We start from the raw sequence: 14,342 nt of genomic DNA, 5'->3' as shown, positions 1-14,342 counted from the left end.
AAGGTCAGGAGCCCGGCTCGGCCTCCGCGCCCGCGGCGGACGCCAGCGCGACGTCCGCGGCGGCGCCGGACGCGCACCGATCGACGAGCGCCGCGAGGGCGCGGTACGGGACGCCGGAGTGCAGCGACAGGCCGATCTCGCAGGTCCGGCTCGAGGAGTACCCGGCGGCGCAGCCCTCGGGGAGCGCGCCGCGGAGCGGCGCGAGCGCCGAGGCGTTGAGCTCCGGGTGCGTGAACCCGCGATCGCCGGCGAAGCCGCAGCAGCCCACCTCGCGCGGGAGCGCGACGCGCTCCGCGCAGGCGCTCGCCACCGCGCGGAAGGTCTCGGTGAGGCCGAGCTTCACGGCGCTGCACGGTACGTGGAGCGCGATGGGCCCCGGCACGCGCTCGATCGAGAGGCGCGGCAGGAGGTGGCGGTGGATGAACTCCACGGGATCGAGCGCGGTGATCCGCGTCGCGACCTTGCGCATCCGGTAGGCGCAGGGGCTCGTGTCGAAGACGATCGGGAGCTTCCCGCCCTCGCTCGCCGCGACGAGCGCCTCCTCGAGCTCGCGCGCCTTGGCGTCCGCCTGCGCGAGGAACCCCTTCGACTCGAACGCGAGGCCGCAGCACAGGCCCTCGAGGCCCTCCGGGAACACGGCGTCGTAGCCCGCCTTCGCGAGGAGCGAGGACATCGCCCGGTGGACCTCGACGCCCTCCGCGTCGCCCCGCGCCGGGCCCATGGTCCGCGCGATGCAGCTCGGGAAGTAGACCGCCCGGAGCGCCCCGGGGCTCCCGTCGCGGTGCGGGCGAGCGACGGGGGCCGAGGCGCGCGGCATCTCCGGGTTCCAGAGCGGGACCTTCCCGCCGCTCGCCGCGCGGAGCCCGCGGGCGAGCGCGCCCATGAGGCGCGTCCCGAGCACCGCGTGCGCCGCGTCCGCGGCGCGGAGCGTGCCGCGCATCCCGGCGACCGTGCCCGCGAAGTGCTCCGAGGCCCACTCCGCGGCGCCGCGCCCCCCGCTTCGCTGGGAGCGGAGCCACTTCGTGTGGTTGCCGGTGTCGATCCCGACCGGGCACGCCGTCGCGCACAGCCCGTCCGTCGCGCAGGTCTCGTCCCCGAGGTACGCGTAGTCGGCCTCGAGGCGCTCGCGTCGCTCCGGGTCCTCGCCGGTCGCCTCGAGCCGGGCGATCTCGCGGCGCGCGACGATGCGCTGCCGCGGCGTCAGCGTGAGGTCCCGGGACGGGCAGCGCGGCTCGCAGAACCCGCACTCGATGCAGCGGTCGATGATGTCGTGGGCGCGGGGGAGCGGCTTCAGGTTCCGGAGATGCGAGCGGGCGTCATCGCTCAGGATGACGCCCGGGTTGAGGAGCCCGCGCGGATCGAGGAGCGCCTTGAGGCGCTTCATGAGGCCGTGCGCCTTCGGGCCCCACTCGAGCTCGACGAACGGCGCGACGTTCCGGCCGGTGCCGTGCTCGCCCTTCAGCGAGCCGTCGAACCGGGTCGCGACCATCGCGCAGACCTCGTCCATGAACGCCGCGTACCGGCGCACCTCGGTCTCGGTGGCGAAGTCCTGCGTGAACACGAAGTGCAGGTTCCCGTCGAGCGCGTGGCCGAAGATGATCCCCTCGTCGTAGCCGTGCGCGCGCATCAGCCGCTGGAGCGCCACGGTCCCCTCGGCCAGGTGCATCATCGGGAACGCGACGTCCTCGATGACGACGGTGGTCCCGATCCGCCGCGCCGCGCCCACGGCCGGGAAGAGGCCGCGGCGGATGTCCCAGAGCCGCTCGAACTCCGCCTTGCGATCGGTGAACGCCACGGGAGCCAGGGTCGGGACCGGCGCCATCGCGCGGAGGGTCGCGTCGATCTGGAGCGCGAGCGCCGCCGGGTCCGCCGCGCGGGTCTCGATGAGGAGCGCGGCGGCGTCGGGCGGCAGGCCGGCGAGGCCCGTCGGCATCCCGGGCTTCCCCTCGACCGAGCGCAGGGAGGCGCGGTCCATCAGCTCGACCGCCGCGACCGGCGCACGCTCGAGGAGCATGGTCGCCCGCGCCGCCTGCTCCACGTCCGGGTAGAACGCGAGCGCGCTCGCCTTGTGCGGCTGCTCGGGGACGGTCTGGAAGGTGATCTCGGCGATGAACGCGAGCGTCCCCTCGGAGCCGATCATGAGGTGCAGCAGGATGTCGATGGGGTCCCGGTAGTCGAGGAACGCGTTGAGCGAGTAGCCGGTCGTGTTCTTGATCCGGTACTTGTCCGCGATGCGCCGGGCGAGGACCGGGTCCGCGGCGATCTCGTCCCGGAGGGCGGCGAGGCCCTCGACCACGTCCGGGCGGCGGGCCGCGAACGCCGCGCGCGAGGCCGGGTCGGCGGTGTCGAGCGGGGTGCCGTCCGCGAGCACGAGCTTCATGGACTCGACGGTCCGGTAGCTGTTCTGGGCGGTGCCGCAGCACATCCCGGAGGCGTTGTTCGCGGCGATGCCGCCGATCATGCAGGCGCCGATCGAGGCGGGGTCCGGCCCGAGCTTGCGGCCGTAGGGCGCGAGGAGCGCGTTCGCGTCGGCGCCGATGACGCCCGGCTCGAGGACGATGCGGGCGCCGCCGTCGAGGATGCGGGCCCCGCGGAACGCGCCCGCGACCACAGCGAGGATGGAGTCGGAGACGGCCTGGCCGGAGAGGCTCGTCCCCGCGGCGCGGAACGTGACCGGCAGTGCGCGCCGCGCCGCCGCGCCGAGGAGCCGCGCGACCTCCTCCGCCGTTCGCACGCGCACGACCAGCTGCGGGACGAGGCGGTAGAAGCTCGCGTCGGTCCCGAGCGCCAGCCGGCGGAGCGGATCGCAGATGACGCGCTCCTCGGGGAGGAAGCCGAGCAGGTCCTCCCGGGTGGCGCGGTAGGCAGGAGGCAACGCGTGAACGTCGTCGCGAGGGGTCATGTGCCTCTTGAAGATGGCGGTGGGGGGCGTAGTGCACCACGGGCCGACGCGCCCTGCTCGGCAGGGGCGTCGACCGGCGTGCCCGGGCGCGTGACCGGTCCGGATCCGGCTGCGACCGGCGTGGTCCGAGCCGCGTGGCGCGGCGCGTCAAGAGGAGCCGCCCTGAACCCACGGTCAACCTCGTCAGCGCTTCGGGGCGGGCGCGACCGGCTTTCCGCCCTTCTGCCGGGCGAGGATGGCCTCGATCTCGTCCATCGTCCCGTTCATCTCCTCCATCGCCGCTTCGAACGGGGCGGAGGTGGTCATGTCCACGCCCGCCTTCTTGAGGAGATCGACCGGGTACGCCGAGCCGCCCGACTCGAGCAGCGCGAGGTAGCGGTCCCGCGCGCCGCTGATCCCGTGCGCCTCGTCCTCGCGGATGGCCTTCGCGAGCGAGGTCGACGCGACGAGGCTCGTGGCGTACTGGAACACGTAGAACCGGTAGTTGAAGAAGTGGAGGATGAAGCTCCACTCGTCCCCGTACAGCTCCGCGACGCGGCAGATGCCCTGGTCGTGACCGTAGTACTTCCGGACGAGGCCCAGGTAGATCTCGGAGAGCTTCTCGCCGGTGAGCGCGGCGCCCTTCTCGGCGGCCTCGTGGTACGCGAGCTCGAACTCCGCGAACATGGTCTGCCGGAAGAGGGTCGTCCGCAGCGTCTCGAGGTGCTGTCCCAGCAGGGACAGCCGCTCGGGGTCGGTGCGCGCGTCGGCGAGCGCCTTGCGGAAGAGGAGGTTCTCGTTGAGCGTCGAGGCGACCTCCGCGACGAACGTCGCGTAGGCCGAGGTCGGGTACGGCTGGTGCTCGTAGGAGAGGACCGTGTGCATCGAGTGGCCCGCCTCGTGCGCCAGCGTGGAGACGTCCTCCCACTGCCCGTTGAAGTTGAGGAGCTGGTAGGGGTGGACGCCGTAGACGCCGGTCGAGTACGCCCCGGCCTGCTTGCCCTGCGCCGGCAGGAAGTCCGTCCAGCCCGTCTCGAAGCCCTTCGTGAGCTGCGCCTGGTAGGGCTTCCCGAGCGGCGCCACGGCGGAGAGCGTCATCGCGATCGCCTGGTCGATGGAGTAGCGCCGATCGACGTCCTTCACGAGCGGTGCGTACAGATCCTCGTACTCCAGCTGCGAGAGGCCCATCATGCGCTTCCGGAGCGCGAGGTACCGGTGCAGCGTCGGGAGGTTCCGGTTCACGTCCGTGATGAGCTGCGTGTAGACCGCGACCGGGATGTTGTCGCCGAACAGCGCCGACTCGAGCGACGACTGGAACTTGTGCACGTCCTTCTCGAACAGGTGGGCCTTCACCTGCGCGTACAGCGCGGCGCCGATGGTGCGTTCGTACCCCTTGAGGGCCCCGAAGAACGCGTGGAACACCTTCTCGCGATCGGCGCGGTTCGGGGACGTCCGCGCGCGCTGGTACCCCGCCTGATCGAGCCGGACCTTCTCGCCGCTCGCGAGCGTGACGGTGGGGTACGGGAGGTCCGCGTTCATGAGCACGGTGTCGACGCTGCGGCCCGCGCCGGAGAGATCGCCGGTCATCGCCACGATCCGCTCCTCGTCCGCGGTGAGCGTGTGCGGCTTCCAGCGGATCGCGTCCTCCAGGTAGAAGGTCCAGTCCTTGAGGCGCGGGTCCTCCGGGATGGCGCGCCGGATCCACTCGGCGGGGAGGGTGAGGATGCCGGGCCGGACCCACGATGTCGCGGCGTCGAGCTGGACGGCCAGCCGCTCGGCCTCCGCCCGCATCGCCCGCGGCTTCGGATCCCGCGTGTCCTCGTCGCTGCGCGACGAGGCGTACACGTAGACCCGCTCGAGCCGGAGCTGGAGCGCGGCCATGTCGGAGAGCGCGTCGGCGAGCGCCTTCGGGGACTCGCCCAGGTGCCCCTTGTGGCGGGCGAAGCCGGGGACGTCCCGGGCCAGCGCGTCCTTCGCCTCCGCCCACGCCGCGTCGGACGGGAAGAGGTCCGAGAGCTTCCACTTGTACTTGTCCGGGATCTTGGACCGGTCGGTCGCGGCGGGGGATGCGCCGCCCGGGGCGGCGGGCGTGGCGGCGAGGGCGAGCGCGGCGAGCGGGGCGAGCAGGATGGGCACGAGGTGGCCTCCGTCGAGTGCGGTGCGGTCCTCTCTCCGAGTCGGGCCGGGACCGCTTGTGACCAGCGCGCCAGCTTGCCGCGGCCCCCGCGGCGCGCCAAGTCCCGCGGCGGGCCGGACCGGACTTCGCTGACAACCGCCCGTCCGTGGCTTAGCCTCGCGGCATGAGCGAGCCTCGCACCCGGAGAAGGTGGCCCCGGATCCTCCTCGCAGTCCTGGCGGTCCTCGTCGTCCTCGTGGTCGTCGGCGTCCTGGCGCTCGACCGGATCCTGCTGTCCCAGGTGCGCAAGCAGGCGGCGGCGCTTTCCGGGGACCTCGGCCGGCCCGTCGCGGTCGACGACGTGAGCACGAAGCTCCTCGGCGGACTCGGCGTGAAGGTCTCGGGCGTGTCGGTCGGCGCGGGCCCCGGCGAGGAGCTCCCGGTCCTGCAGCTCCGCCGCGCGGAGGTGAAGGCGGATCTCCTCCGGGCGGTGCTCTCCGGGGGCAAGGACGTCGTGGTCCGGGAGGCCGTCGTGGAGGGGCTGCGGGTGAACGTCGTGAAGCTCCCCGACGGAACCACGAATTTGGAGAAGGTCTCGAAGGCGCTCGAGGAGCGCTCCGCGCGGGAGGGGAAGCCGGCGGAGCCCGCGAAGCCGGCGGGCGAGGCGAAGCCCGCGGACCTGTCGCGGATCCGCATCGATCGCGCGGCGGTGGAGAACGCGCGCATCGCGTTCGTCGACCGGACGGTGCCCGGCGCGAAGGAGCTCTACGTCGACGATCTCGACGTGGAGGTGAAGGATCTCCGCGCCGGGCAGCCGCTGGAGGTCGTCGTGAAGGCGGCGGTGCTCGCGCAGGCGCAGAACCTCGAGCTGCGGGTGAAGGCGGCGCCGCTGCCGGCGTCGCTCCAGCCGACCCCGGAGACGATCACGCTGAAGGTCCAGCCCATCGATCTCGATCCGCTCGCGCCGTTCCTGCCCGCGAGCGCGGGGTTCCGCGGTGGCCGGTTCGCTGCGGATCTCCAGGTGGCGCTCGGCGCGGCGGTGCCCGGCGGGCAGGGGAAGACGCGGGTGCAGGGCGGCTTCCAGGCGACGCAGCTCGCCTTCGCGGGGCAGGAGGGCGGGCGGAAGCTCGACGCATCCCTCGCGGCGGATCTCGAGGCGGACGCGGGCGCAGGCGACCTCTCGATCGCGAAGCTCGAGCTCGCCGCCGGCCCGGTCACGATCACCGGTCACGGCCGCGCCTCTGGCCTGAAGGGGAACGCGCCGCGCGTGGAGGGGCTGGAGCTCGTGGCGCACGGCCTCGACGTCGCCGCGCTCCAGGCCTACTACCCGCCGCTGCGCAAGCAGCTCGGGGGCGCCGTGGTCGCCGGGCCCATCGGCCTGTCCGTCCGCGGCGCCGGCACCGGCGAGGCGCAGGCGCTCGAGCTGCGCGTCGATCTCGGCCCGGTGCGGCTCTCGATCCCGAAGCAGCTCGAGAAGGCGGCCGGTACGCCCGCGTCGCTCGTCGCGCGCGCCGACGCGGCCCAGGGGGGCGATCGCGTCCGCTTCGACGCGACGCTCGACCTCGGCGGCGTGGATCTCCGGCCCGGCGGCACCGTGGCCAAGAAGCCCGGCGATGCCCTCGCCCTGAAGCTCGCGGGCAGCTACCGGGCCGCCGGCGGTGGCAAGGACGTGGACCTCTCGACTGTCGACGCGAACCTGCTCGGCGACCACCTCACGGGCCGCGCGAAGGTCGCGCTCGGCGGCACCCCGGCGAAGCCGACCACCCGCTTCGACGCGGAGCTCGCGGGCGACCGGCTCGACCTCGACCGGCTCCTGATCCCGAAGCCGAAGGCGGAGCCTGCGAAGGGAGCCGAGGCGCCGTCGAAGCCGCTCGATCCGAAGGTCTTCGCCGGACTCTCCGGCGTCGCCCGGATGCGGCTCGGCGCGTTCCGCATGGAGGGCGTGACCGCCACGGACGTCGCGGTCACGATGCGCGTGGAGGAGGACACGATCACGCTCGACGAGGCCCGGCTGGTCGCGTTCGGCGGGAACGTGTCCGCCAAGGGGACGCAGGTCCGGCTCGCGCACCCCGAGGCGCCGTTCAAGGTCGTGGCGAGCCTGAAGGGGGTGCAGGGCGAGGACGTCCTCGGTCTCTTCTCGAAGCGCAAGGTGCTCGGGGGCACGCTCGACGCCGCCGTCGAGCTCGGCGGGACCGGGATGAAGGCCGGCGATCTCGCGAAGAACGTCACGGGCGCGCTCCAGGGCAACCTGCGGGGCGGCTCGTTCTACGGGAAGGATCTCGTCGCCTCCGTGGCGCAGCCCCTCGCGGCGAAGCTACCGTTCGCCGCGGGCAAGGTCCCCGAGGGCGGGGCCACGAAGCTCGGGAAGGAGCTGCCGTTCTCCTTCAAGATCGCGGACGGGATCGCGCGCCTGGACAAGCCCCTGAAGGTCGACACGGGCCAGGGCGGCCTCACCGTCGACGGTGGCGTGAAGCTCGACGGCACGCTGGAGATGCCGGCGACGCTCGCGCTCGCGCCGGAGCTGATCGCGCGCCTCACCGGAGGGCGCGCGAAGCCGACGACGCCGATCCCGGTCGGGTTCCGGATCTCCGGGCCGGCGTGGAACCCGCGCCTCGACGGACTCTCGCTCGACGCCGCGGTCCAGGCGATCGTGAAGGAGGCCGCCGCGGGTGCGCTCGGCAAGGCGATCGGTGTCGGCGCGGGCTCGGTGGACGAAACCGCGGCGAAGAAGAAGGCGGAGGCGGAGGCGAGGGCGCGTGAGGAGGCCGACGCCGCGCGCAAGAAGGTGGAGGACGAGGCGCGGAAGCGGCTGAAGGGGCTGTTCGGGAAGTGAGGGGGCGGAGACCGCACCCCGTTCGCCCCCGAGCGTGGATGGGGTGAAAACCCCCCGCGGAGTCGAAGGACGCGCGACGTGCTTCGACTCCGCGCCCGCAGTGCGGGCGCTACGCCCGGGGCGAACGGGTCACGCCGACGCGAACGCCTCTATTTCGCGGGCTGCGCCGACGCCGTCTTCACCTGGTCGTTCCGGGTCGCGGCTGCCGCCTTCGCGGCCTTGCCGTCCTTCTTCGCCGCGGCGACCGCGGGCTTCTCGACCTTCTTCTCGGCGGTGGTCGTCTTGTGCTCGCTGTCCCCGCACGGCAGCGCGGGCGCGGCGAGCGCGGCGAGCGCGAAGGCGGCGGTGATCCTGGCAAGAAGCAGCTTCATCGGGACGCTCCTCGTGGTTCCGCGCGGCGGAGCCGCCGCGCCCGTTCTCGATGACGGGCGCGGCGCCCCCGCGCAACCCAGAGCGGAGCCCGGGGCCCGACGAGGGGGTGAAGCTGCGCTTGCAGGAGCCGGGCGGCGGCCCGCGCGCTCGCCCGTTCCCCTCGGCGTCGGCCCGGGCGAAAGGCGAGGCGCAGTCGAAGGTCGCCGCCAGCCCGCCGTCTATACGACCACGCGGACTCGCGGTGACGGCACGGGCGTGGGGGTCGGCAGATCGCGATCCGTCCGGCCGTGGGCGGCGAGCCAAGCCATGAGCCAGGCCGTGGGGCGGAGCGCCTCGAGCTCACCGGCCTCGCCGCGCCGGGCGTGCTCCGTGATGACGTCGAGGTCGGCGAGGAACTTCGCGTGCTCGTGGGCGTGCCGGACGAGGCTCCGCGCGTCCGTCTCCTTCAGCATCCGCTCCTCGGCGTCGAACTGCGCGCGCGCCGCCGCGGCGAGCCGCTGGAGCAGGGCGGGCAGCTCGGCCCGGCGGCCGGCGTCGAGCGCCTCCAGCAGGCACTCCGCGCGCACGAACAGCTCCTCGCGGAGGAGCTCGATCTGCGCGGCGGAGGCGGGGATCGACTTCTGGTGCATTCGGTTCTCCTGTTGGTGTCGAGCCCCCCTCGACGAAGCGTTGCGCGAGGAGAGCAGAACCGCGCGCCGGCGCGCAAGGCCCGGTGAAGTCCACCTTCACGCATTCACCGGTGGTTTCCACGCCTACCGTGGACTCACGGTGAAGGTCGCCGCAGCGGATCCGCAGTGTCCGCGCGCACGTCGCGCGTGGCGCCGCTGTAGGTGCGGGCGGCACAGCGGGATCGGCGAGCGTCCAGGGCGCGAAGGCTCCGCCGGTCGCGTGCGTCCCTCAAGCGCGGCGCTTGATCCGCGCCGCGTACCAGGGCACCGCGACGGCGCCGGGCGGGGCCGGGATGTCCACCCGGAGCCGCTCGACGTCCCAGCTCGCGGCGGGCAGGTGCTCCTCGACGAAGGGCAGGCCGGGCACGTAGGCGAAGACGCCTCGGGGCGCGAGCGCGCGGAGGATCTCCATGTACCGCCGGGCGTATCGCGCGGCGTCGCCGGCGGGTCGCAGGTGCTGGTGCAGGAAGTGGAGGGAGAACCCGAGATGCGAGACGACCGTGCCGAGGCTCCCGGGCGCGAGCGGCTCCGTGAGCCAGTCGCCCCGGCGAACGCCGTCGCCGGGCTCCGCCGCGCGATCGATGCCCCGCGCGTCGACCCCGAGCGCGCGCAGGTGGCGGACGAGACGCGCCTCGGCCCCGCAGCCGAGATCGAGGACGGGCGGCGCGAGCGCCGCCGCGTCGAGGCCGAGCACCTGGAGCTGCAGCTCCGGCGAGTACTCCGCGCTCGCGACCTGCCTCAGCGCGGCGCCGCCGGGCGCGAGGGCGGCGCGCGCGACGGCGCCGAGGCCCGCGACGTACTCCGCGGCGATGCGCGCGGCGGACGACCCGAGCGCCGCCTCGGAGGCCGCGCCGCGGAGGACGGCCGCGAGCTCGTCGAGCGCGCGCGCGTGGAGGGCGTCGAGCCGGGTGACGGCGTCCGGCCCGAGGGCGAACTGGTTCGAGGGCTGCAGCGCGCGGACCGCACGGACCGTGAGGAAGCCGGCGGGGTCCCGCTCCCAGGAGCCATCGCCCGCCGGGGCGGCGAGCGTCGAGGCGAGCCAGGTCGAGAGCGGGCCGCGCGCGCGCCAGAGGAACGACGCGAGGTCCGCCGGGATCGTCGCCGCGGCGGCGGGGAGCGCCGCGAGCTGGCGGAGGCTCGCGCCGGCCTGGCGGCCCGCGGCGGCGAGGAGCCGATCGCGGAGGTCGAGGACGGCGGGCGGGGGGACGGGCATCGCGGGCGGGGTGGAGCCTATGGCAGCGCGCGCCTTCGCGCAAAACGGCGGCGCGGACCACCCGGGCGCTTGCGTCCGGAGCAAGCGAGCGCGAGACAGGGCGTGGACCTGAACCTGAACCCGAGGCCCAGGGCCTGGGAGGCGCCATGCCGCGGACCATCATCGAGCCGTTCCGGATCAAGTCCGTCGAGCCGATCCGCGTCACCTCGCGCGCCGAGCGGCTCCGCCTGCTCGAGGCGGCGCGCTTGAACGTGTTCCGGCTCGACGCGGAGGACGTGCTGCTCGACTTCCTCACCGACTCGGGCACCGGCGCCATGAGCGCGCGCCAGTGGGCGGCCATGATGCAGGGGGACGAGAGCTACGCGGGCGCGCGGAGCTTCCACCGGTTCGAGGCGGCGGTCCGCGACCTGACCGGGTACCCGCACGTGATCCCCACGCACCAGGGGCGGGCGGCGGAGCGGATCCTCTTCTCCGTCGCGACCCGGCCCGGCGACGTCGTGCCCTCGAACACCCACTTCGACACGACGCGCGCGAACCTCGAGTACGACGGGGTGGAGCCGGTCGATCTCGTCATCCCGGAGGGGCTCGCGCCACGGAACCGCCATCCGTTCAAGGGCAACATCGACCTCGGCCGGGTGGAGCGGCTGCTGGCGGACCGCGGCGACAAGGTGCCGTTCGGCATGATCACCCTCACGAACAACTCCGGCGGCGGCCAGCCGGTGTCGCTCGAGAACCTCCGCGCGTACCGCGAGCTCCTGCGCCGCCACGGCAAGCCCCTCGTCATCGACGCGTGCCGGTTCGCCGAGAACGCGATGTTCGTGAAGCTCCGCGAGCCGGGGCAGGGGAACCGGACGGTGAAGGAGATCGCTCAGGAGACGTTCTCGCTCGCCGACGGGTGCACGATGAGCGCGAAGAAGGACGGGCTCGCGAACATCGGCGGCTTCATCGCGCTCCGCGACGCGCGCTGGGTCGAGGCGGCGCGGAACCTCCTCATCCTCACGGAGGGGTTCCCGACGTACGGAGGCCTCGCCGGTCGCGACCTCGAGGCGATCGCGGTCGGGCTCGAGGAGGTGCTCGACGAGGACTACCTGAGGTACCGCCTCCGGACCGCCGAGTACCTCGGCGAGAAGCTCCTCGCCGCCGGCGTCGCCATCGTCGAGCCGACCGGCGGCCACGCGGTCTACCTCGACGCCCGCGACTTCCTCCCGCACCTGCCGCGCGAGCAGTACCCGGCCTGGGCGCTCGTGAACGCCCTCTACCTGGAGGGCGGGATCCGTGGCGTCGAGATCGGGTCGGTGATGTTCGGGAAGCGCCTCGACGACGGGACCGAGACCTTCCACGCGCTCGAGCTGGTGCGGCTCGCGTTCCCGCGGCGCGTCTACACCCAGAGCCACTTCGACTACGCGGCCGAGGTGATCCTCGAGGCGAAGGCGAAGGCGGCGGAGGTGCGCGGCGTCCGCCTCGTGAAGCAGAGCCGCCACCTCCGTCACTTCACCGCCGAGCTGGAGTGGGCCTAGGGCCGTCTGCTACTTCTGGACGTGCGGGTGCTCGATCGCGGCGACCTCGGCCGGCGTCGGCTTCGGGTCGGCTTTCTCCGGGGCGGCCGGCGCGGACGGCGCGGCCGCGACGGGCGCGGGCGCGCTGGCGGCAGGGGGCGCGTCCGCGGCGGGGGCCTGCGGCGCGGGCGTTCCGCCGCGATTGCAGGCGATTGCCCACGTGAGCGCGACCGCGGCGGCGAGCGAGACGAGGAGACGGGAGGGCATGTCGGGGACCTCGGTGCGGGTTCGGGGCCGAGGAGTGCAGCGCGCGTGCCGCCCGCCGGTGCCGCGAGGTTCGCGGGTTCCAGGGGCGGCGTGTCGCCGCGGACACGCCGGCCGTGTGCGCCGGGCCACGCCCGCGCCCGGACGCGGGCTGGCGCCGCGTGCGGGATCCGGTAATACGTGACGGACCATGCCGCGCCCCGTCGCCGAGCTCGTCGCCGAACCACGCCACGCCGGCGCAGTCGCCGGCGCGGACGCGCTCGGAGAGGCATCGGGTGGCGACCGGCTCCTCGTCCGCATCGGCGTCTGGACCGGCGCCGACGGGCGCGTGACCCGCGCCCGGTTCCGGGCGACGACCTGCGCGTCCCTCATCGCGTACGCGGAGGCGGCCTGCGCGCTCCTCGAGGGGGGCCGCGCGCCCGACGCGCTCGGCGCCGACGCGCTGCGGGCGGAGGTGGCCGGCGTCCACCCCGGCCACCTCGACCGCGCCGAGCTGGTCGTCGCGGCGCTCCGCGCTGCGGCGGTGCCTCGCCTTCGCCTCACGGAACGGAGCCCCGCGTGAACGTCGCCTACGTCTTCTCGACCCCGAACGCCTCCTTCATCCTCGAGAAGATGATCGTCCCGCAGCTCGAGGAGGGCCGGCACGGAGCCACCGTGGTCGGGATGTTCTTCTTCGTCGACAACAACTACCTGCTGGTGCGCGGCAATCCCACCGGCGAGCGCCTGGCGCAGCTCTCGCGGAAGACGGGCATGCTCCTCATGGGCTGCGATCAGTGCTGCTACCAGCGCGCGATCGCCGACAAGCTCATCGAGGGCGTGCCGATCGGCTGCTTCCCGGATCTCTACAAGGCGCTCGCGGGCGTGAAGGTCGACCAGGTGATCACGCTGTAGCGCGCGGCCCGTGGCCACCTCGCGGCGGCGGGCCCCCATGATTCGTCACGACTCCGTTCGAGGGCGGCGCCTCACGCCCGAGCGGGCTCGGTCGTCGGACGTGAGGAGGGCTGAGAAGAAGGGTGGACGGCCGAGGCGGGGTCCGCGCTGGGGAAACGTCGGCCGCGTGGATCGGCCTCCAAGAAGCCTGCGTCGCAGCGACCGCAGAGGTCGCGACGGAGCGCGGGAGGCGCGAGCGCTTTCGGGGGAACCCAACTGATCGGATCGAGCGATTGACGCTTCCTCGGCGGTCGCGCGGTTCGCGCGCCGCGCTCGCACGAGAACGCCGCGCTCGCAGCGCTCCACGCGCGTGAGGCGGCGCGAGCGGAGTCCGAACCCCGGGGCGACGCAGCGCGCTGATTCTCGCGCGAGCGCTCGAATCCGTGCGTTTCCGGAGGGTGAGAATTCGCGTGAGACGATGCCCGCATGAACGCCCGCGACTCCTCGATCCGCCTCTCCGAGCTCCTCCGCCGCGAGCACGACGCGATGGCGGCCTTCCTCGTCGCCCTGGCCGGCTTCGACGCGAAGCGGCTGTGGCTCGAGCTCGGCTACCCGAGCCTCTTCACCCACCTGAACCGGGAGCTCGGGCTGTCGAAGAGCGCGGCCTTCTACCGGAAGACCGCCGCCGAGCTCATCCAGCGCTTCCCGGAGCTGGTCGAGCCGCTCGAGGACGGCAAGCTGTGCCTCTCCACCGTCGGCGAGCTCGCCCAGGTGCTCACGCCGGAGAACCGGTACCAGGTGATCCCCCGGTTCCTCCACCTCTCGAAGCAGGAGGCGCGGGCGGTCGTCGCTGAGCTGAAGCCGGCGGAGCGGCCTCCGCGCCGGGAGGTCGTGACGACCGTTCGCGTCGCGGCCGCGGCGCGACCAGTCCGCGACCCGGAACCCGCAGCAGCGCTCGCGCTCGGCGTTCCGGCGACCGCCCGCGTCATTGCGCCCGGTTCGCCGGCAGAACTCGTCGATGCCAGAGTGGCCGCACGGACCGTGAACGCCCAGATTTCCCGGAAGGCGCCGACCTTCGAGCCGCTCACCGCCGACCTCCGCCGGATGCACCTCACCGTCACGAAGCGGTTCGAGGCGAAGGTCGCCGCGGCGAAGGAGGCCCTCTCGCACTCGCACCCGGGGGCGAGCACCGAGGTGATCCTCGAGGCCGCGCTCGATCTCCTGCTCGACCGGGCCAAGAAGCGGAAGGGCCTGGTCGAGAAGCCGCGGCGCGAGAAGCGGCCGTCGAGACCGGACCACATCCCGGCGGAGGTGAAGCGGGCGGTGTGGGTGCGGGACGGCGGCTGCTGTCGGTGGGCTCTCGAGAACGGCGGCGTCTGCGGCTCGCGCCACCGTCTCCAGTACGATCACATCCAGCCGAAGGCGCTCGGCGGGAAGTCGACGATCGAGAACGTTCGCCTCCTCTGCGCTCGGCACAACTTGCTCGCCGCACGGAAAATCTTCGGCGATGCATGGATGGACAGGTGCGCGCCGGCCCGCAAGGCCACCGCGGCGACGGGGCGCCGCGACGCCGGCTCGGCGGGTGCGCGCTTCGACGTTCCCGCCGCGGCCCTGACCGGGCCGACGTGA

11 protein-coding genes are annotated in these 14,342 nt (G+C 73.7%); 5 read left to right on the top strand and 6 right to left on the bottom strand.

Going from position 1 to position 14,342, the window contains the following annotated elements; all coding sequences use genetic code 11:
- Positions 1-4: 4 nt before the first annotated feature.
- On the bottom strand, positions 5-2,902 hold the full coding sequence (locus tag AMOR_RS00185; RefSeq protein WP_248357401.1) for an FAD-binding and (Fe-S)-binding domain-containing protein: 2,898 nt from the start codon (positions 2,900-2,902) through the stop codon (positions 5-7).
- Between the two features lie 183 nt (positions 2,903-3,085).
- Complete coding sequence (pepF, locus tag AMOR_RS00180; protein WP_248357400.1) at positions 3,086-5,017, bottom strand: oligoendopeptidase F; 1,932 nt, start codon at positions 5,015-5,017, stop codon at positions 3,086-3,088.
- 164 nt (positions 5,018-5,181) lie between these two features.
- Here pepF and AMOR_RS00175 point away from each other — a divergent pair, with 164 nt between their 5' ends.
- On the top strand, positions 5,182-7,830 hold the full coding sequence (locus tag AMOR_RS00175; protein WP_248357399.1) for a DUF748 domain-containing protein: 2,649 nt from the start codon (positions 5,182-5,184) through the stop codon (positions 7,828-7,830).
- Positions 7,831-7,979: 149 nt separating this feature from the next.
- On the opposite strand, the gene AMOR_RS00170 is transcribed toward AMOR_RS00175, so the two are convergent.
- The 3 genes from AMOR_RS00170 to AMOR_RS00160 all read right to left on the bottom strand — a co-directional run bounded on the left by AMOR_RS00170 (position 7,980) and on the right by AMOR_RS00160 (position 10,083).
- Positions 7,980-8,201: a hypothetical protein gene (locus AMOR_RS00170; RefSeq protein WP_248357398.1), complete on the bottom strand. Its 222-nt coding sequence runs from the start codon at positions 8,199-8,201 to the stop codon at positions 7,980-7,982.
- 219 nt (positions 8,202-8,420) lie between these two features.
- Positions 8,421-8,831, bottom strand: coding sequence for a hemerythrin domain-containing protein (locus AMOR_RS00165; protein WP_248357397.1), 411 nt, complete (start codon positions 8,829-8,831; stop codon positions 8,421-8,423).
- Between the two features lie 268 nt (positions 8,832-9,099).
- A complete protein-coding gene (locus tag AMOR_RS00160) occupies positions 9,100-10,083 on the bottom strand; it encodes a class I SAM-dependent methyltransferase (RefSeq protein ID WP_248357396.1) in 984 nt (327 codons plus the stop codon).
- A 146-nt stretch (positions 10,084-10,229) separates the two neighbouring features.
- Here AMOR_RS00160 and AMOR_RS00155 point away from each other — a divergent pair, with 146 nt between their 5' ends.
- Positions 10,230-11,600: a tryptophanase gene (locus tag AMOR_RS00155; protein ID WP_248357395.1), complete on the top strand. Its 1,371-nt coding sequence runs from the start codon at positions 10,230-10,232 to the stop codon at positions 11,598-11,600.
- A gap of 9 nt (positions 11,601-11,609) precedes the next feature.
- On the opposite strand, the gene AMOR_RS00150 is transcribed toward AMOR_RS00155, so the two are convergent.
- Complete coding sequence (locus AMOR_RS00150) at positions 11,610-11,846, bottom strand: hypothetical protein (RefSeq protein ID WP_248357394.1); 237 nt, start codon at positions 11,844-11,846, stop codon at positions 11,610-11,612.
- 187 nt (positions 11,847-12,033) lie between these two features.
- On the opposite strand from AMOR_RS00150, the gene AMOR_RS00145 reads away from it, so the two are divergent.
- From AMOR_RS00145 to AMOR_RS00135, 3 genes are all read left to right on the top strand, one after another.
- Positions 12,034-12,405, top strand: coding sequence for an iron-sulfur cluster assembly scaffold protein (locus tag AMOR_RS00145; protein ID WP_248357392.1), 372 nt, complete (start codon positions 12,034-12,036; stop codon positions 12,403-12,405).
- Positions 12,402-12,734, top strand: a complete 333-nt coding sequence (locus tag AMOR_RS00140; protein ID WP_248357390.1) for a SaoD/DsrE family protein — start codon at positions 12,402-12,404, stop codon at positions 12,732-12,734. The genes AMOR_RS00145 and AMOR_RS00140 overlap by 4 nt, the downstream gene beginning before the upstream one ends.
- Before the next feature lie 465 nt (positions 12,735-13,199).
- Positions 13,200-14,342: an HNH endonuclease gene (locus AMOR_RS00135; protein ID WP_248357388.1), complete on the top strand. Its 1,143-nt coding sequence runs from the start codon at positions 13,200-13,202 to the stop codon at positions 14,340-14,342.

This window comes from Anaeromyxobacter oryzae (assembly GCF_023169945.1).
Lineage (GTDB): Bacteria > Myxococcota > Myxococcia > Myxococcales > Anaeromyxobacteraceae > Anaeromyxobacter > Anaeromyxobacter oryzae.
Note: the sequence above shows the minus strand (reverse complement) of the source record. Positions and strands in the feature narration are given on the sequence as shown.